Origin of the sequence: Streptomyces sp. NPDC007875 (assembly GCF_042868035.1) — a bacterium.
Classification (GTDB): Bacteria; Actinomycetota; Actinomycetes; order Streptomycetales; family Streptomycetaceae; genus Streptomyces; species Streptomyces antimycoticus.
Genome location: NZ_JBIADZ010000023.1, coordinates 52,779 through 71,046, shown reverse-complemented (window position 1 = coordinate 71,046; position 18,268 = coordinate 52,779). Strand labels below are relative to the sequence as shown.

14 protein-coding genes are annotated in these 18,268 nt (G+C 69.0%); 9 read left to right on the top strand and 5 right to left on the bottom strand.

Features of this window, described 5'->3' with window-relative positions:
• Positions 1-59: 59 nt before the first annotated feature.
• The 4 genes from ACFYOY_RS35760 to ACFYOY_RS35745 all read left to right on the top strand — a co-directional run bounded on the left by ACFYOY_RS35760 (position 60) and on the right by ACFYOY_RS35745 (position 7,311).
• On the top strand, positions 60-2,531 hold the full coding sequence (locus ACFYOY_RS35760; protein WP_388591662.1) for a Helicase associated domain protein: 2,472 nt from the start codon (positions 60-62) through the stop codon (positions 2,529-2,531).
• A 290-nt stretch (positions 2,532-2,821) separates the two neighbouring features.
• Entirely contained in the window at positions 2,822-3,250 is a 429-nt protein-coding gene (locus ACFYOY_RS35755) for a hypothetical protein (protein ID WP_388591660.1), read from the top strand.
• 31 nt (positions 3,251-3,281) lie between these two features.
• Positions 3,282-4,139 (top strand): Ku protein, encoded by an 858-nt coding sequence (locus ACFYOY_RS35750; protein WP_388591658.1) that lies wholly within the window; start codon positions 3,282-3,284, stop codon positions 4,137-4,139.
• Positions 4,140-4,917: 778 nt separating this feature from the next.
• A complete protein-coding gene (locus ACFYOY_RS35745) occupies positions 4,918-7,311 on the top strand; it encodes a hypothetical protein (protein WP_388591656.1) in 2,394 nt (797 codons plus the stop codon).
• A 62-nt stretch (positions 7,312-7,373) separates the two neighbouring features.
• On the opposite strand, the gene ACFYOY_RS35740 is transcribed toward ACFYOY_RS35745, so the two are convergent.
• Entirely contained in the window at positions 7,374-8,276 is a 903-nt protein-coding gene (locus ACFYOY_RS35740; protein ID WP_388591654.1) for a hypothetical protein, read from the bottom strand.
• The gene (locus ACFYOY_RS35735) at positions 8,276-9,205 is read right to left on the bottom strand and encodes a ParA family protein (protein ID WP_388591652.1); all 930 of its coding nucleotides are present in this window, start codon (positions 9,203-9,205) and stop codon (positions 8,276-8,278) included. Before ACFYOY_RS35735 ends, ACFYOY_RS35740 begins: the two co-directional genes overlap by 1 nt.
• Before the next feature lie 458 nt (positions 9,206-9,663).
• Here ACFYOY_RS35735 and ACFYOY_RS35730 point away from each other — a divergent pair, with 458 nt between their 5' ends.
• Together ACFYOY_RS35730 and ACFYOY_RS35725 are read left to right on the top strand one after the other, a co-directional pair.
• Complete coding sequence (locus ACFYOY_RS35730; protein ID WP_388591650.1) at positions 9,664-11,322, top strand: DUF2637 domain-containing protein; 1,659 nt, start codon at positions 9,664-9,666, stop codon at positions 11,320-11,322.
• 287 nt (positions 11,323-11,609) lie between these two features.
• Complete coding sequence (locus tag ACFYOY_RS35725) at positions 11,610-12,020, top strand: hypothetical protein (protein ID WP_388591648.1); 411 nt, start codon at positions 11,610-11,612, stop codon at positions 12,018-12,020.
• A gap of 16 nt (positions 12,021-12,036) precedes the next feature.
• On the opposite strand, the gene ACFYOY_RS35720 is transcribed toward ACFYOY_RS35725, so the two are convergent.
• The gene (locus ACFYOY_RS35720; RefSeq protein ID WP_388591867.1) at positions 12,037-12,510 is read right to left on the bottom strand and encodes a hypothetical protein; all 474 of its coding nucleotides are present in this window, start codon (positions 12,508-12,510) and stop codon (positions 12,037-12,039) included.
• Positions 12,511-12,634: 124 nt separating this feature from the next.
• Between ACFYOY_RS35720 and ACFYOY_RS35715 the strand changes: the two genes are divergently transcribed.
• Together ACFYOY_RS35715 and ACFYOY_RS35710 are read left to right on the top strand one after the other, a co-directional pair.
• The gene (locus ACFYOY_RS35715) at positions 12,635-13,387 is read left to right on the top strand and encodes a Tn3 family transposase (protein WP_388591865.1); all 753 of its coding nucleotides are present in this window, start codon (positions 12,635-12,637) and stop codon (positions 13,385-13,387) included.
• The gene (locus ACFYOY_RS35710) at positions 13,269-14,312 is read left to right on the top strand and encodes a hypothetical protein (RefSeq protein WP_388591646.1); all 1,044 of its coding nucleotides are present in this window, start codon (positions 13,269-13,271) and stop codon (positions 14,310-14,312) included. Before ACFYOY_RS35715 ends, ACFYOY_RS35710 begins: the two co-directional genes overlap by 119 nt.
• On the opposite strand, the gene ACFYOY_RS35705 is transcribed toward ACFYOY_RS35710, so the two are convergent.
• Together ACFYOY_RS35705 and ACFYOY_RS35700 are read right to left on the bottom strand one after the other, a co-directional pair.
• On the bottom strand, positions 14,254-16,668 hold the full coding sequence (locus ACFYOY_RS35705; RefSeq protein ID WP_388591644.1) for an ATP-binding protein: 2,415 nt from the start codon (positions 16,666-16,668) through the stop codon (positions 14,254-14,256). The two genes, ACFYOY_RS35710 and ACFYOY_RS35705, sit on opposite strands and share 59 nt — an antisense overlap.
• 210 nt (positions 16,669-16,878) lie before the next feature.
• The gene (locus tag ACFYOY_RS35700; RefSeq protein ID WP_388591642.1) at positions 16,879-17,097 is read right to left on the bottom strand and encodes a DUF397 domain-containing protein; all 219 of its coding nucleotides are present in this window, start codon (positions 17,095-17,097) and stop codon (positions 16,879-16,881) included.
• Positions 17,098-17,584: 487 nt separating this feature from the next.
• On the opposite strand from ACFYOY_RS35700, the gene ACFYOY_RS35695 reads away from it, so the two are divergent.
• On the top strand, positions 17,585-18,229 hold the full coding sequence (locus ACFYOY_RS35695) for a multiprotein-bridging factor 1 family protein (protein WP_388591640.1): 645 nt from the start codon (positions 17,585-17,587) through the stop codon (positions 18,227-18,229).
• Positions 18,230-18,268 lie beyond the last annotated feature (39 nt).

Below are 18,268 nucleotides of genomic sequence, written 5' to 3'. Positions count from 1 at the left end.
CTAGACGGCGGCCGCCCCACCTGGAAACCTCAACCCGGAAGCCCAGAAAGAGAGACACGATGCTGAAGCCCTTGCGGGAGCATCAGAACGACGCCGTGGTGGCCACGGTCCGCGAGCTCCAGCTGCCCGTTGGCACGCCGATGCCTCCGACGGGCCTGCGAACCCAGGACATCATGGCCACGGGCAGCGGCAAGACCCTGGTGGCCGTGCACACCTCCGAAGAGCTGACCGCCGACCGCGTCCTGGTCCTGGTCCCCTCCCTGGCCCTGCTGGACCAGACCGCCCGCGCCTGGCGCGAGGGCGGCCGCAGCGGCGCCTTCTTCGCCGTCTCCTCTCTCAAATCCGACGAGATCGGATTCCCCAGCACCACCGACCCCGCCGAGCTCGTACGCCTCACCAGCGGCACCGGCCGCATCACCGTCCTCGCCACCTACGCCTCACTCGGCCTCGGCTTCCTGGAAGCCGCCCACGCCACGGGCCTGCCGAGCTGGGACCTGATCATCATCGACGAAGCCCACCGGACCGGCGGCCGGGCCGGTAAACCGTGGGCCGTCGTCCACGACAACACCCGCATCCCCGCACTGCGGCGCCTGTACATGACCGCAACGCCGCGCATGTGGCAGGCCGGTGAGACCGACGACGACGAGCCCGGCCGCCGTAGCCCGGGCGAGCTGGTCGCCTCCATGACCGACGACCCGGACGGCCTCTTCGGCCGCGTGGCCTATCACCTACCGCTCGAGACAGCGATCGATAAGGGAATCGTCGCCCCGTACCAGGTGCTGGTGGTCGAAGTACAGGACCCGGCCCTCAACACCGCGCTGCGCACCGCGGGCGACGGCAGCGAAGAGGCCCGCGGCAAGCGGCTGGGTGCGCTCCAGGCCGCCCTGCTGAAGGTCGCCGGTCGCGAGGACCTCAAGAAGGTGCTGTCCTTCCACCAGCGGGTCACCGAAGCCGAAGCTTTCGTCCGTGGCCTGCCCGGCAAGGCGGCCGAACTCCACGCCCAGGACGCCGACCTGTATCCCGCCGAACACGAGGTGTGGGCCGAGTGGCTGCACGGCGAGCACAAGCCCGCCCACCGGCGCAGCGCGCTGACCCAGTTCGCCGCCGGAGTCACCGACGCGGGCACCGAGGCGGCCCTGTCCGTGCTCGGCAGCGTCAAAGTCCTCGGCGAAGGAGTCGACACCCGCGAATGCGACGCTGTGCTCTTCGCGGACGTCCGCGGCTCGATGCCCGACCTCGTCCAGGCCGTCGGCCGCGCGCTGCGCATGCAGCCCGGCGAAGGGAAGCTCGCCACCCTGATCGTGCCGGTCTTCCTCGCCCCCGGCGAGACGCCGGACGCCATGCTCACCTCCCCCGCGTACAACGGCCTGGCCAAGCTGCTGACCGCGCTGCGCGCCCACGACGCCCGCATCGAGAAGCTCACCTCGCCCGGCAGCAACTCGCGCAAGCGCGCCCCCGAGCCGCGAGAGGAAGCCCACGACGAGGACGAGGACCTGGACGACGGCGGCCAGGCCGCCCGGGCCAGCCGCCCTGCGAAGGAGCTGCTGCGGTTCTCCTCCCCGCGCGACGCGCGCCAGCTGGCCGCGTTCATCGAGACGCGGGTCATCAACCCCGAGCGGGTGCACTGGCGGCGCGGCATCCAAGCCGCCCAGCAATACGCCAAGGAGCACCAGGACCTGCGCGTGCCGTACGGCTACCGCACACCGGCCACCTGGTCCCCGGCCGACTACCCCCTCGGCGCGTGGATCACCGACTGCCGCCGGTACTACAACGCGGGACGACTCGACGCCGAGCGCGCCGCCCAGCTCGACGCCCTGGGCATGGTCTGGTCCCCATTCGACGCCGGCTTCGAGGAGGGCCTGGCCGCGGCCGCCGCCTGGGCCGCCGAGCACGAAGTCGGCCTCGCCGCCCCGGTCGACACGGTCCACGGCGACAGCCGGTACCCGGTGGGGCGGTGGCTGAAGAACCAGCGGGCGGCTGCCCGCCGCGCCGCGGATCTCGAGCGCCGCAGTGCGGCAGGGCTGCCCGAACCGGACGGCGCCGCCCCGCTGTCGGAAGAGCGCCGACAGGCCCTGGAGGAGATCGATCCGGGCTGGTGCCCGGCCTGGAGCATCGACTGGCAGCGCTCCTTCCGGCTCGCCTGGAACCACGTCAAGGCCGGGCACACCCTGTCGGACAAGGCCGGGACCGCCACCGTGGACGGCGAAGACCTGGGCAAGTGGGTGGCCTCCCAGCGCGCTGGCTTCACCACGCTGGCCACAACCCAGCAGTGGATGCTCACCAGCGTGCTCGGCATCACGCCCGCGCCCGTCAAGCGCACCCGGGCGCAGATGTGGGCCCAGAACCTGGCAGCAGCCACGCAGTACCACGAGCGTGAAGGACACCTGGAAGTACCACGCAGCCACACCGAGCACGTGGACGGCGAGACCGTGCGGCTCGGCGCCTGGGTCAGCCAGCAGCGCGCGAAGGCCGCGAAACTGCCGCCCGAGCGGGTGGAAGCGCTCACCGCACTCGGCATGCGCTGGTCGTAACCGACCGAGAAGACCTCGGCCGTGCCGGGCGACAGCTGCACTGCCTGTCGTCCGGCACCGGGAACGACGATGGCTGACAGGCGGAAAACCGATGACGACGCTCATGACCGTCATCACTGTTGTGGCGTGCCTGGTCGCTATGGAGCCGGCCGGTTACGCCCATGGCGGCAGCTCGGCGGCTGGGCAGGTGAACTCAGCTGGCTCAACCATTCGCGTGACCATGCCGGGCTGCCTGAAGCTCACCGATCAACCTCCGCCTCGGTTCCTCACTGACCTGCCAATATCGCCGCATGAGCGAGGAAAATTTCGCTGCGGTGCTGGCCCAGGTGATCCCCGTTGTGATTCTGGCGATCGTCGTGGAGGCCCGTCACCAGCATCAGGTGCGCATCAACGGATCCGGGTCAGGGACCATCTGGAACGACGTTGATCTCTACTTCCAGACGCTCAACCTGGTCATCTTGACTTTCCTCGAAGTGGCCGCGTTGATCACTGCGAGGGGGCATGGAGCACCAGCCTGGATCAGGTGGTTCGCTGGCCTTCCGGGGGCGGTGGTAGTGGGGATCTTGCTGGTCGTGATGGGGCAGATCTACATCGCTTCGCTAGCCGATGCCTACGATGCAAAGCAGAAGCTGAAGCACGCCGGTGCCGTGAAGGTAGTCAGCTACGTCCTTCTGGGCGCAGCCATTGCGGGCGGTGTGGTCGGCATCATCGTCGTGTGATGCCTTACGTGCTCGTTTCGCTGTTCAGAGCGTGAGCGAACTGACCGGCGGCCGATCGGCCATCGTCCATCAGACTGGCGGCATGAGGGCTGTGTGGTCGGGCTGGATCGCGTTTGGCCTGGTATCCGTTCCCGTGCAGCTGTTCAACGCGGTGGACGAGCACGGCCACGGTCTGCATCTGGTGCATGCCGCCGACGGAGCCAGAATCCGGCTCCGAAGGGTGTGTGAAGCCGAGGAGCGCGAGATCCCACAGTCCGAGCTGGCTCGTGGCTGGGAAGCTCCCGACGGGCGCATGGTGATCCTCCACGACGCCGACATGGAGGCCCTGCCTCTCCCGACCCGGCGCACCGTGGAAGTTCTGGGCTTCGTCCCTATCGAGGACGTCGACCCGGTCTTGTACTCCCGTCCGTACTGGGTCGGCTTTCACGGCCGGGCAGCCCAGCGGCCCTACGCACTGCTGACCGAGGCGCTCGCCCGCTCCGGCCGGCTGGCGGTATGCAAAGTGGCCCTGCGCACCAGGGAGCGGCTGGCCGTCTTACGGCCAAGGCGTTGCTCGCTGGTGCTCCAGACGCTCCTGTGGCCTGAGGAACTGCGCGATCCGGGGGACCTGTCCAGCCCGGCACCGTTGACGGACCGCGAGCTGCAGCTGGCTGAAGTGCTGATGAGCGAGATGACCGGCGTGGACCTCAGCGAGCTCCATGACGAGTACGCGGCCGCGTTGGAGCAGCTGATTGACGTCAAGGCCGCAGGGGGCCAACCGCGGGAACTTCCCGAGCCGGCGCCGGCCGTGGATCTGCTGGCAGTACTGGAGGAGTCGGTGCGCGCCGCGAGAGAGGCCCGCCAGGACGACGGCGGGCCGGGGGAACGCGCGGTTCGACGAGACCGATAGCTGCTTCTGAACCCGCCTCGGGATCAGGCCCGGCACCGCTGGGCCGCGAGGGAGGGTCCCAGCGGGCGGTACGGCGCAGTTGCCGACGTCGCGGCGATCGCCGCCGCTGCATTCCTCGATGCCAGCGAGGGGTCACGATAGGACCTGGGCGAAAGCTGCGGTCACGGTAGCAGCGAGCGAGAGGACCGCGGCGAAGGCCGCGCCAGCCCGTGTAAGGGCGGCTGGGTAGCTGGCGCCGTCCAAGCGAGCAAGCTTGCCCGCGACGGCAGCGGCCAGCAGCGCCACTACGACCACCAAGGCGGCAACAATCAGGAGAAGGACGAGACCGTACACGACGACTCCGTATGGGTAGTTGGGTGTTGACGCGTATGACAGTCCAGGAATCGGTGTTCGCCGGGGTTCGGCGTACAAAGATGAGCGTCGGCGAACACACCCGAGGGGGTCGGAAAGCGTGAACGGCGGACAGGACGAACGTAAGGCGGCACTGTCCGAGCTGCGGAGCAAGCTGGACGATGCACTGGCTCATAGCCGCCTGGGGAAGACGGAGCTTGCCGTCCGCGCGTCCCTGGGCCGTACGACGGTCCAGGAAGCCTTCCAAGACGGCGGGCCGGTGCCGTCGGCAAAGACGATTGTCGCTCTTGCCCGTGCGCTGCGTTTACCGGATGCAGATAGGAGGGAGCTGCTAGATCTACGCCGGATGGCCGCTGGGGAGGCTGGAGTGCCAGCCGTGCGAAAGTCAGGCCCGGGTAAGCCGATCAGTCAGTGGCATGCTCACGACTTGGAGGTCCATCCCGCCGGATCTTCCTTCACCGGCCAGGGGGTATTGCCCGGCTACGTCAGGCGCGATCACGACCAGGCGCTCGCCGAGGCAGTGTGCGACGTCATGGAGGGTCGCAGCCGGATGGTGGTCCTCGTGGGCAGCTCGTCGACGGGGAAGACGAGGGCCTGTTGGGAGGCTGTTCAGCCGCTCGCCGATCAAGGCTGGACGTTGTGGCACCCCTACGACCCCACCCGTGCCGAGGCGGCGCTCAACGAGTTGGTGCGCGTTCAGCCGCTCACTGTGGTGTGGCTGAACGAAGCCCAGCACTACCTCGGCGACGCCCGGCTCGGCGCGCAGATCGCGGCCGCCGTACACGGCCTGATCACCGACCCCCTCCGCGGACCAGTCCTGGTGCTGGGAACACTGTGGCCGGAGTACGTCGAGGAGTACACCGAACTGTCCACTCCGGGCTCCTGGGACCGACACAGCCGGGTTCGGGAACTGCTTGCTGGACGCACCCTCACCGTCCCGGAAAGATTCGACACCAAGGCGTTGAAAGAGGCGGCTGCCCTCGCCGAGGACGGTGATTGCCTGCTCGCCGATGTCATGGGCCGCCAAGGCTCTGACGGACGAGTGACCCAGGATCTAGCCGGCGCGCCGGAACTGTTGCGTCGCTACCAGCACGCCACACCGCCCGCCAGGGCATTGCTGGAAGCCGCCATGGACGCGCGCCGCCTGGGCGTCGGCCTCCACCTCCCACAGACATTTCTGACAGAGGCGGCGATCGACTATCTCAGCGATGACGACCTCGACCAGCTCGGCGAAGACTGGGCAGAGGCCGCCTTCGCCGATCTGGCACGTCCCGTTCACGGCAAACAGGCTCCCCTGCGCCGAGCAGCCCCTCGCCCTGAGCGCAGACCTCCCAGCGCTCCTACGCCGGTCGCGGCCAGCGCCACACCAGCAGGACCGCTGTTCCGGCTGGCCGACTACCTTGAGCAGCACGGCCGCGTCGCTCGCCGTTCAATGTGCCCGTCGGCCTCCTTCTGGCACGCCGCCCACGCCCATCTCACCCATCCTGAGGATCTGAACCGGCTCGCCCGGGCCGCCTTTCACCGATACCGCCTGCAGTGGGCCTTTCATCTACGCGGCCGCGCGGCCGACGCCGGCAGCGCCGACGCCCTGTATGTTCTGGCACGAAAGTGCGATGAAGCCGGGGAGCGCGAAGATTGCGAGGTTCTGCTCCGGCGGGCTGCCGAGGGCGGGAACTCCGACGCCCTGCGAGACTTGATCAAGATGCGGGAGAAGGCCGGAGACCGTGACGGCGCTGAAGCGCTGACTCAACAAGCCGCCGCCTCCGACAAACTCACTGGCCTTTTATGCCTGTCCGACCTGCGCATGGCTGCCGGAGACTTCGAGGGAGCGGAAGCGCTGCTCCGCCAAGCCGCCGACGCTGGCCATGACCGTGTTCTCTGCGATCTGGCCGAACTGCGCGACGTGGCAGGAGATCGGAGTGGTGCCGACGCCTTCGCCCAGCAAGCCATCGCTGCTGGCCAAGCCCATCAACTGCGGCTTCTGGCCTGGATGCGGCAGCACAACGCCGGAGACTTCGACAGCGCCGAGGCCCTCTACCGCTTGGCCGCAGACGCCGGGAACAACGACGCCCTGCGAGACTTGATCCAGATGCGGGAGGAAGCCGGAGACCGTGACGGTGCTGAAGCGCTGACCCAACAAGCCGCCAATGAGATCGGGAGCAGCTTCCTGGTCCGCCTTGCCTATGTACGACGGATGACTGGTGATCATGACGGCGCTGCAGCCCTCTACCGCCAGGCCGCCAACGCAGGAAACAGCGGCGCCCTGTGTTTCCTGGCTCAGCAGCGGCGGGAGGCCGGCGACCTAGACGCAGCGGAGGTCTTCTACCGCCAGGCCGCCAATGACGAGTACAGCGACGCCCTGTATCACCTCGTACGGATGAAAGAGGAAGCCGGAGACCGCGATGGCGCCGAAGAAGTAGCACGCCAGGCCGCCGAGGCCGACGACATCGGAGTCCACCACACCCTGGCTCGAATTCGGGAGCACGGTGGCGACCACGACGGCGCTGCAGCCCTCTACCGCCAGGCCGCTGACCTCGGTAGCCCCGCCGCCCTGGCCCGGCTGGCGCAGATGGCAGAGGAGAGAGGCGACCCCAGCGAGGCTGAAGAACTTTACCGCCAAATCGCCGATTCTGGTGACATTGAGTTCGCCCTCCTGCTTCCCGGGATACTCGCACAGGACGAGCCCCTCGCCCGTCTCGCAAAGCCAGATATTGCAGGTCGATGGCCGTACGGGCTGAACCCAGATGGCAGTCGCACCCCGCCCTGGAGTGACAGAATCCAGTTGGCGGACCGCTCACCGGGAGCTCCCGGTGAGCGGTGAGGTGAGGTCCTTCGCTCCGGTTCCTGTGGAGCCCGCGACTCACCCAGGCCCCACACGCGGTGTCACTCGGGCGACGGTCGGCGTACGGCGCGCTTCACTTTGTCGAGAGCCTGGTCGATCTCGCCCAGCAGCTGCTCGGCTGCCTCTGGATGCGAGCTCAGAGCGCGCTGCACGGTCGGCCGGTTGATGCTCTTCGCTGCTTCTTGGAGCTGGGCAAGCGCCTTCCTGAGTCGCCGGATGTCCTCGGACTCGGCTGTCCCTGTGCCGCTGTGGCCGTTCTCCGCGACGGACTCCCCAATTGGGGAGTTCTCGCTTCCACCTGTTTCACCGGCAGAGCGCTCCCCCTGGATGACCGACCTGACGATCTGGCTGACATCTCCAGCAGAGGCGTCACGGGGTATCGGAGGGAGGCGTTTCACCACCTCCTTCAAGGCCCGAGCGGTGACGCGCTGACCGGTGCGCGCAACGACGTCATAGACCGACACTGCAGCCTTCGGACCGGACTGTTTGGCGACGTCGACCAATTCGCGCACCTGCGACTCCCGAGGGCGCCATCCCAGTGCGGCCAGAGCCTCGCCCATGCGCCACTCGCCCATCAGGCGCTGGGCCTGGGACTCCGAAACCTCCCAGGTGGCCCAGACGAAATCCGCGAAGTTCGGAATGCCGGACTTGCGGTGAAGTTCGCCGGCCTTCATGGTCTCGAGCGCTTTGCCAGCAACCCAGAAGGCGTTATGGAGGTTGTCCATTCCGGCCTTGCACGCCTCGAATGTGGCTTCTTCTTCCTGTGTCAGGTCGCCATCCCCGGCAGGGGGCTGGGGGTTGGGGATGGAGTCCAGCGTGGTGCCGACCGGCGCCTTGATGACGACCGCCGCCTGCTGATGGACGGCGGGGAGGCCGCCGCCCATCAGACCGGTGCCGAGGTGCGCCGTACCCGCGGCGTCGTCAGCGTCGAACAGGTCACCCATCAGTTGGCCCTCCCGCAGTACAGCAGTATTTCGTTGTTCAATTCACGCATGTCGTCTGCGAGGCCGACGATGGCATCCGGCACTACGTCGGCGACCTTGGCCCGGCCGGCAGCGACGTCGTAGCTTCGGGCGCTGGTGGGCAGCATTTCGGCGTACTCGGAGAACAGCAGGCCCTTCTTGCGGGCATTGCGTGCTGGCTTCTCGCGATAGCCGACCACCTTCGACAAGATCGGCGTCGACGTCCCCAGCACCTCGCGGATGTCGTCCTTGACCTCGGAGTGCATCGACGTTGCCGTCGGGTTCGACGCGTAGAGGAACGCTCCTGCCACACGCAGGGACGGGTTGATCTGCCGACGCACCGCCTGGAAGTTCCTGGCGATGCGCTTCATACCGCTTATGGAAGAGTCATCTGAGCGGGTCGGCACCACCAGGCGCCGGGCAGCACTAGCCGCAAGCTGCTCCAATGAGTCGTTCTCCGGAGCGCTGTCGAAGACGATCCGGTCGTACCAGGGGGCGATCGGCGCGAGCGATCGGGCCAGGGAGAGCGCCACCCCGACCCCATCGGTCATCATGCGGTGCATCAGGAGCTGGACCAGCTCACCGACCGCCTCGCCACCGGGGACCACGTCAAGGTTGGGCCGCACTTCACGGATCGGCTTCAGTGCCGTGCGTTCCGAGATCGCCCGGTAGATACCTTGGCCGTCCAGAACTGACGGCCCGTCGGGTTGAATGCCGCGATTAAATCGTTTAATGCCGAGATCGTCGTCGTCTTGACTGGTCACACACACCAGCAGCGTCCGCAGCCCCTCAGCCGCACTGTGCCCGGCCAGGTGCGCGGCGATCGTGCTCTTGCCGACGCCGCCCTTGCCCGTCCCGATCATGATGCTGTCTACTGGCGGCTCGATCGGCTCCACCGGATCATTGAGCACCGGAAAAGGACCTCCTCGCTTACCCGGCCGCGCCCATATCAGGACCGGCTCACGGCATCCTGGCATACCTCACCCGGCGACAATCCGTGCCTGTGCCGTGGACTCCCCAATTGGGGAGTCCACGGCACAGGCAGGCGACAGCCCAGCCTCCCAATCACCGTCCGCTCTCACACTGTTCGCCAGCACCGCCCTCAAAGGAAGCCCCGCGGTGAAGTCCGCCACACGGCACCTGCCCTCTCAAGGACTGCTCCCGCGCCCGCGGAAGCTGTGCCTGCGGTAGGGCGGCAACCTTCCTCCCTCGCTCCCCGTGATCACTTTTCGCTGACAATCCACCCCGGATGCGATGCCATCCAGCACCCTGACGCAGCACGCGTGAGAGTGTGAAGGCCGCTCAGGCGATGACAACGGATTGAGGGGAAGGCGGATCACAAGTGGCCGCGGGGCAGGGGACAACGCCAGTGAGGCTCGGCCGAGCTCACCGCATCCTGATCACGCTGGTCGTCACCGGGGCGGTGGTGATCGCGGGGATCGGCTTCGCCGGTTCCTACGCCGCAGTGCGCGATCTGGCCCGGCAGAAGGGTTTCGGCGACTTCGCCAATGCCTTCCCCATCGGGATCGACGCCGGGATCGTCGTCCTGCTCGCCCTGGACCTGTTGCTGACCTGGATCCGGATCCCCTTCCCGCTGCTGCGCCAGACGGCCTGGCTGCTGACCGTCGCGACCGTGGCCTTCAATGCCGCGGTGGCGGACGACCCGCTGGGTATGGGGATGCACGCCGTGATCCCGGTCCTGTTCGTCGTCTCCGTGGAGGCGGCCCGGCACGCGGTCGGCCGGATCGCCGACATCACCGCCGACCGGCACATGGAGTCGGTGCGCATCACCCGCTGGCTGCTCGCGCCGGTGCCCACCTTCCGGTTGTGGCGCCGGATGAAGCTGTGGGAGCTGCGCAGTTACGACGAGGTCATCAGGCTGGAGCAGGACCGGCTGGTCTACCAGGCCCGGCTGCGCGCCCGCTATGGACGCGCCTGGCGCCGTAAGGCGCCCGTGGAGTCGCTGATGCCGCTGCGGCTGGCGCGGTACGGGGTGCCGCTGTCGGACACCGCCCCGGCGGGGCTCGCGGCGGCCGGTCTGGAGCCGTCCGCGGTGTCGGCGACCGCGCTTCCGCCGGGCCGGACCGACGCGGCAGACGCGAACGGCACGACCGATGCTGTGACGGGGGCCAACGGCCCGGGTGAAGCCGCCGGAACTCGGGAGCAGCCCCAGCCGCAGGAGCGGCAGATACCGGATCAGGCGGCGCAGCCCGAGCAGCAGCCGCGGCAGCAACCCCAGCCGTCACAGCAGACCATGCCGGTCCAGACGCTGAATCAGCTGCCGAACGACGTGCCGCGCGAGGTGGTCTACTACACCGCCTTCCGCCAGTTCCTCGCCGAACGCAACCACTACCCCTCCGCTTACCAGTTCGGGCAGCTGCTGCGGGAGACATACGGCGTGAGCGACCTCAGCAACAGCGAGCTGGCCGCGTACATCGACGACACCAAGGGGCGCGACACCCCCGCGCCCGAGCAGGCCCGGGCCGACGGCGAGGAAGCAGGGGGCGTGGCCGACGTATCGGCCATGACCGATACGACCGTGACCGATGGGCGGACCGTCCTGACCGATCTGACCGCGCCCGCTGACCCGGTGTATACCGAGACAGGCTCGGCGCCCCAGGATGCCGCGCAGGAACCAGTGACCGCGCCTGTGGCCGGTGAAGAGATGACCGACGGGCGAAGCGACGGTGGCCGGTCGCACGCGAAACGGCCGACGGTCACAACGGCTGCGAGCCAGTCGGCCATGGCCGGTACAGCCACAAGTCCGGGCTCGGCTGCGGTGACCCCGTGGGTCCCGAAACAGCAGGATCAGGAACCGGAGCTGGACCCGGAGGAGCAGCGGATCCAGACGGTTGCCCAGTGGATCGCCGAGGCTGAGGCGAAGGGTGAAGCCCTCTCCGGTGCGGAGGTTGCCCGCCGTCTGGAGGTGTCTCCGCGTACTGGTCAACGCGTGCTGCGCAAGGGGCAGGCATACCGTGTGGAGCAGCAGCGGCAGCAGAGCCGTCACCTTCGGTCAGTCAGTTCCTGACCGGTCTGTGGCCGATGGCCGATGGCCGATTCATCATCGGCCACAGGTCAGGCTGGCCGCCCGTCCGCGGATGTGGCCGATGGCCGATCGGCCACGTGACCGATCCTGCGGCCGGCCCTCGATCAGCCGGTGGCCGGTGGTCCTGCCCGCGGTCGGCCATCGATGATGTCCGGCCCGACCGCTGGCTCGGACGACCGCGAGGGGGGTTGCCCAGTCGGTCATCGCAGGGGTTGCCCAACGGACCAAGGAGCGGCCGGGCAACCCCCGGCCGCTCCCGTCTCGAGAAGGTGGTTCTGCCAGGCGGCGGTCGCGTACCGGGGCCAGCGTGCGGTGGGGCTGGTCCAGCCGCAGGCGCAGGCGAGTACGGCGCCCTGCCGGACGCGTCGGTCGACTGGCTCAAGACCAACTTCTTCAAGACCGAACTCGAACTCGGCCACTGCCTCCGGCTTCCCGCCGAAGGCCCCTGCGAATGCGACTTCTACCTGACCTGCGCAAAGTTCGTCACCACGCCCGAATACGCACCACGACTGCGGGCACGGCGCGAGGTCGAGCTGGCCCTCGCCCGCGACGCGGCCGAACGCGGCTGGGACCGCGAGGTCGAACGCCACCGCTGCACCAGCGAACGCATCGAAAGGCTCCTGGCCGACCTCAGCCAGCCGGTCAACGCGGAAGCGGAAGAGAACGGCTCCAGTGCGTGATCGCCCCATGACGGAGCTACCGGAGCGGTCCTCGCTCGTCAACGTGGACAGTGGGCTCCGACAAGAACACGTCGGCATCCACCGGGCCATAGGCGATGTTGAAGGTGTCCAGCCAGTACGACCAGTCCCGCACACCCGCCGCCCTGCTGAAACGGTAGTTGAGCTGCCAGCGGACCCACTGACCGGAGGCAAGGCGCACGGCTGGGGGCCGTCGCGGCCGAGGTGGTATGGCGAACAGAGACTGCACTCGGGGAAGGACGCGCAACCGGCCGTCGGCTTCGCGAAGCTGGACGTCGACCCCCACCAGGTCTTCCTCGACGCCGTGGGGCTCGAAGCCGTCTCGCTCATGCATGCGGACCACGTGGGCAAACGAGGGCGGTACATACGGGACAGTGAAGCCGACCGGGGCCGCGTTCCTACGAGCGGCGGCCTCTCCTCCGCGGGACTGTTTCGTCCAGGACGTCCGTATCCACTGGACGGTGATTTCCACGGCCTCCACCACCCCTGCCACTCCATCGAAGATCTCACTCTATGCGCGCGGCTTCTCCAGCCCGCATCAACACCGCCAACGATCCGAGCGACAAGCCGAAGGAAGATCAACTTGAACTGTCCACATAAACTCCGACATCGTCTTCGGCCTGTTCGCCATCTGCGGCTACCAGTTCTCACCTCGGATCGCCGACATCTCCGACGCCCGACTGTGGCGCACTAACACCGCGGCCGACTACGGGCCGCTCCAGCCGGTGTCGAACCACACCATCCGCCTGGACCGCATACGCGCCCACTGGGGCGACATGCTCCGCGTGGCCGGGTCGCTCACCCTGGGCGAGGTCCGTGGTCACGACCTGATCCGCATGCTCTCCCGGGACGGCAAGCCGACCGGGCTGGGCGACGCGTTCGCCCACTACGGGCGGATCTTCAAGACCCTGCACCTGCTCCAGTTCGTGTCCGATGAGGGATACCGGCGGATGATCGGCGCCCAGCTGAATGTCACCGAGGCCCGCCACCGCCTCGCCCGGAAGATCTTCATCGGCCAGCGCGGCGAACTGCGCCAGCACTACCGCGAAGGGATGGAGGACCTGTTGACCGAACTACCAGGGTGTGAGCCGACGAGCCCCCCGAGGTCGACGCAAGGTGACGGGACCAAGCACCAGACCGGTCAGCTTGCCTCGGAAGTCGTGCCACACCACCGTCCTGATGTGCTGTCATCCGAGCTGTTGGAGACCCCAGCAACTCGTGGAGGCTCAGGTGCAAAAGGGCAAGCAGTTACGGGACGTCACGGCGCTCACGGTGCCGAGGGTCGGCCGGGTCCAGGAGACCGGCGATCCGTCGCTGCCGTACCGGCTGCTCGACCAGGACGGGATTGAGGTGGCGGCAGTCAGCGAGTTCCTGCTCGACATGCTCGCCGACGACGACAGCCCGGCTTCGCTCCGCTCGTACGCGTACGAGCTGCTGCCCTGGTTCCGGTTCCTGTGGGCTGTCGACGTGCCGTGGGACCGGGCCGGCAGGGCGGAGGCCCGAGACTTCGCACTGTGGCTGAAGATGGTCAAGAAGCCGCCGCGGCCCCGGCGGCCGGGCGCTCCGGCGCCCGGGTCGGTCAATCCAGTGACCGGCAAGCGGTACGCGGGCGAGAACTACGCGGCACGCACCCGGAGGCATGCGCGGGCAGTCGTCCGCAGCTTCTACGAGTACCACCGCGACATGCACGGACGTCCGCTGCTCAACCCGTTCCCGAAGACCAAGCGCGCCGAGGACGAGCACCTCAACGCCCACCACAACCCGATGCACGCCTTCAAGCACCCTGTCCGCCGGGCCCCCTACCAGCCGAAGGAACCCCGGCGAACCCCGCGCGGCATCCCCGACCAGGCATTCAACGAACTGTTCGCGGCCCTGCCCTCGCACCGCGACCGCGCGCTGGTCGCCTTCTACATCTCGGCCGGCCCCCGCGCCTCGGAACTCCTCGGCGTCAGCCGGGACCGGGTCAGCCCCGGTGACCAGACGATCGGCGTCATCCGCAAGGGCTCCCGGGCCCTGCAATGGATCCCCGCCTCCAGCGACGCGTTCGTATGGCTGCGGCTCTACCAGCAGCAGATCCGCCCGCAGGCCCTCGACGGGCCGGAGGAACCGCTGTGGTGGACCTTACGGCGCCCGATCAGGCCGTTGAGCTACGACGCGGCACGCATGGTGTTCAGCCGCGCGCCACCGGGGGTCGCACCGGCGGAGCCGGTGGGGGTCAGCCGGTGGTCAGCTCTTGGAGCCGCTGGCGCAGGGCGGCGGCGGGCAGGTCGGTGAAGGGGGCGAGGAGGGTGAGGGCTTCGGTGCGGTGCTGGCGGGCGGGCTCGGGCTGCTCGTTGTCGGTATGGGCGTCGGCGAGGTGGGCCAGGGTCTGGGCCAGGTTCCAGGACTGATCGAGGTCGCGGAGGATGCGGGCGGCCGTGGTGTGGAAGTCGACGGCCTCGGGCAGGCGGCCGAGGGCGCGGAGGGTCTGGCCGATGCCGTTGTAGGCCAGGGCCTGGCCGAGGCGGTTGCCGGTGGAGCGCTCGAGTGCCTCGCATGCCCAGTACGTTTCCAGCGCCTGGTCGTGACGGTTCTGTTCGCGCAGCAAGGTGGCCTGTTCGAAGTGGATGGCTGCTTTAGCTGAGGGAGGGGTGGTGCGTTCCAGCAGGGCCGTGGCGTCGGAGAGGTGGGACTCGGCCCGTCCGTGGTGGCCGGCTTCCCGGTCGAGGCGGGCCAGGAGGATCAGGGCGTCGATCGAGAAGTAGTGGTCGGCTGCTGTCTCGCGGTACACGGTCAGGGCTTGGCGGGCGTACTGGGCGGCCTGTTGGGGCTGGCCGAGGTCGGCGCTGACGTAGCCGAGGTTGCACAGGGTCGGGCCGGTCCGGTCGTAAGGGCCGTGCTGCTGGTAGAGGGCCAGGGCGTGCTCCAGGCGGGTACGGGCGGCGTCGGGTTCGTGACGCCATGAGTGGACCAGGCCCAGGCCGTTGGCGGATTCCGCAGCCCCGGTCCAGTCGCCGATCTGGTTGCGCAGGTCGAATGCGGCCTCGTGGTGCTCGGCGGCTTGCGCCAGTTGCCCGGATTGCTTGTATGCGGTGCCCAGGAAGTCGTGCATCAGGGCCTGGGCGCGCTGATCACCCAGCCGCCGGGCGGCCTCCAGCCCGATGAGGCTTGCTGTCTGCAGGTCGTCGAACGTGCCCCGGGCCACGTGCAGGCTGTGCAGGGTGGCCGGCAGCTGCCAGGCGATCTCGTCCAGCCCGGCCTGCGCGACAGCCCGCCCGAGGGCCAAAAGGTTGGCCTGCTCGCGCTGGTGCCAGGCCAGTGCGTCCTGCTGTCCGTCGAAGGCCAGAACTGTTGCCGGGCGGGTCTGTGCCGGGGTCAGGACGCAGGGGTAGAAGGTCTGGGCTGCCGCCCGCGCGGCGTCGGCGGTGTGCAGATACCAGTCGGCCACCCGCTTCAGCGCGGCGTGCTGGTCTTCGGAGGTTTCTTCCCTGTGGGCCTGGTCGGTGGCGTAGGCGCGCAGCAGGTCGTGGAACTGGTAGCGCTCCGGCCCGGTGGATTGGATCAGGTGCGCGCCGGCCAGCAGGTCCAGCAGGCCATGGGCCGTACGCGGGTCCTGTTCGGCCAGGGCGGCGGCGGCCTGGACCGAGAAGTCGGGGCCGGGATGAAGACCGAGGAGACGGAACAGGCGGGCGGCGGGGGGTGGGAGGGCACGGTAGGACCAGGCGAAGACGGTGCGCACCGCTTCGGCTTCCTCCTGGTCAGGGCTGGAGAGCGCGTCCCACAGGGTCGACTCGTCGCGCAGCTGGGCGGTGAGCTGGGGCAGGTCGAGCAGGGGGTGGGTGGCGGCGCGTTCGGCGGCGATCCGCAGCGCCAGTGGCAGCCGCGCGCACAGCCGCGCCAGTTCGGCTATCTGGGCAGGGTCGTCGCCGGTGCGATAGCCGCGGGTGGCTGTAGCGACCAGGTCGGCGGACTCCTGTTCCGTGAGCACGTCGAGGGTGATGCGGCGGGCTCCGTCGCGTACGGCCAGTCCGGACAGGCGGTGGCGGCTGGTGACGACCGTCAGGCAGCCGGCGGCGCCAGGCAGCAGCGGACGGACCTGCCCGACAGTGGCCGCGTTGTCCAGCACCACCAGGACCTGCTTGCCCGCCAGCAGCGACCGGTACAACTCCCCACGCTCCTCCACCCCGGCCGGAATCGCCGGGGCGGGCACACCGAACGCGCGCAGGAACCGCTCCAGCACGGCCGCAGGCGTCAGCGCCGGGCCGGCGTCGTAGCCATGCAGGTTCACGAACAGCTGGCCGTGAGGGAAGCGCCCGCTGATCCGGTGGGCGAGGCGGATCGCGAGCGAGGTCTTGCCCACCCCGGCGGTCCCGGCGATCACCACCACCGACACCGGCTCGCCGCCGTTGTCGCCGGGCAGCAGCGCGTCCAGCTCGGCGAGTTCAGCGGACCGACCGACAAAACCGGACACATCGCCCGGAAGCTGCCGCGGCACGGGAACCTCCACCCTCACCGGGGCCGGGCCGTGGAAGTGCACACCACCCAGTACCTGCCCGGCCTGCACCACATCACGAGCCGAGCCCGACAGATCCGACCACACCCCACCACGCACCGTCCCGTCCCCCGACCCGCCGGGTAAGACATCCCCCATCCCCAGCCCTCCCCCTTCCACACCACCGGCGCCCAGCGCCGCGACAACAGCGACACGGTCCGTGCCGCTCCTCAACCTCACACACGCCGCTTCGCCTGTCACCAGGGCCCGGAGAGCGGAACCCAGGGGCAAGAGCCCGGGTCAAGGCGTACTGAAGGGTGCTGTGGGACCGGAACCGGCCCACAGCACCCCTGGCGACGAACCGCTGCGTCAGGCAGGCATGTCGAACTCGCCGTTCCACGCCCCGAGGAGGAACGCCTCCCACTCCGCCCGGTTGAACGTCACCATCGGACCCGTCCTGTCACGGGTGTTGCGCACGTGCGCCAGGCCCTCCCCGAAACGGACCTCCACGCATTGGCCCGTGCTCTGGCTGAAGCTGCTCTTGAACCATCCCTCGTCCGCCGGCGGGAACACCGTCATCGCGGTCATCGCCGTCTCCTTCCCCTCGCCTGGGCCGCTCGCCCTGATGCGGCGCCCCGGTGCCATGAGCACACCGGTGAGCACACGGGTGAGGCCACGGTGAGGAGCACTCACTCACACCTCACTCACCACCAGCCCTGGCACGCACCAATGAAACCGGCTGACCGCAGCCGGTCCCGGCGCCTTCGGCTGGAGGCACGCCGAGCGAGCTTCGTCGGTTCGCCCCGGGGAACAGCCCGCACGCCCGCCGCGACGATGCGATGGCCCCAGCCCCGCGCGGCGAAGGGTTCGGTTACGGCTGGGGCAGGAGTGCTCCGGTGTGACGGGGCAGGCGATTCGCTCCGGTATTTGCTCCTGTGCGCTTCTGGCACGCGCCCCGTGCGCTGTCCAACGGTGGTCCTGCCAAGGACACGCCTCCCGAGCACCGAAGCCGCGTTCGCTGATCCGGCCCGCCCGGGCCGCGCGTGACGGGGACCTGGACGGTAAGGGGCACGGTGTGGACGCCACCGGCAGAGCAGCAGACGACGAAGATCCGGTGGACCACCTCCGGCCGAACGCGCGCCTACGGGCCGTACCCGACGCTGCCGCTCCGTTTCCCGGAGATGAGCCGCACCCCTCACCGGACGACCGCGCGCCGGAGATTCCGGTTCCGGCGGCGGAGGGTCCGGTACGGCGGGCCGCCCAGGCGTTCGCGGCCGAGCTGTTCCGGCTGCGCACCGCCGCCGAACTCTCCCAGCCTGTCCTGGCCGAGCACTTGGGATACGACAGGTCCTACGTCACCCATCTGGAGTGCTGCACCCTGGCCCCCACCGGGCCGGTCGCCCGCCGGGCCGACGAGTTCTTCGGCTCCGGCGAGGCCCTCACGCGCCTCTGGCGCGCCTACCGCACCGCCCGCGCCGCCAGCCGACGCCAACCGCAGCGCAACCAGGCCGCGGTTGGCACTCAGGAGGGCCCCGGCCCGGACATCGCGGCCGCAGACGAGGCCCTGCACGATGCGGACGAGCACGCCTCCGCCCTGCCCGCCCCCGAGCACGACAGGGACGGGCTGCCAGGCGTTCCACCGGGGTTCGACACGCGCGGAGCGACGAACGTGAACCTGCAGGTCGGTAACGGCAACACCCAGCACGTCAACTTCTTCTAGACCCGACCCGCCAGACAGGCGGGCGCCCGCGTCTGCCGG

Bases quoted from the DNA above. Each gene is read 5' to 3' on its own strand.
- ACFYOY_RS35755 (WP_388591660.1), top strand. From the start codon at position 2,822: ATGAGCGAGGAAAATTTCGCTGCGGTGCTGGCCCAGGTGATCCCCGTT.
- ACFYOY_RS35760 (WP_388591662.1), top strand. From the start codon at position 60: ATGCTGAAGCCCTTGCGGGAGCATCAGAACGACGCCGTGGTGGCCACG.
- ACFYOY_RS35700 (WP_388591642.1), bottom strand. From the start codon at position 17,097: ATGACCGCGATGACGGTGTTCCCGCCGGCGGACGAGGGATGGTTCAAG.
- ACFYOY_RS35740 (WP_388591654.1), bottom strand. From the start codon at position 8,276: ATGGGTGACCTGTTCGACGCTGACGACGCCGCGGGTACGGCGCACCTC.
- ACFYOY_RS35705 (WP_388591644.1), bottom strand. From the start codon at position 16,668: ATGGGGGATGTCTTACCCGGCGGGTCGGGGGACGGGACGGTGCGTGGT.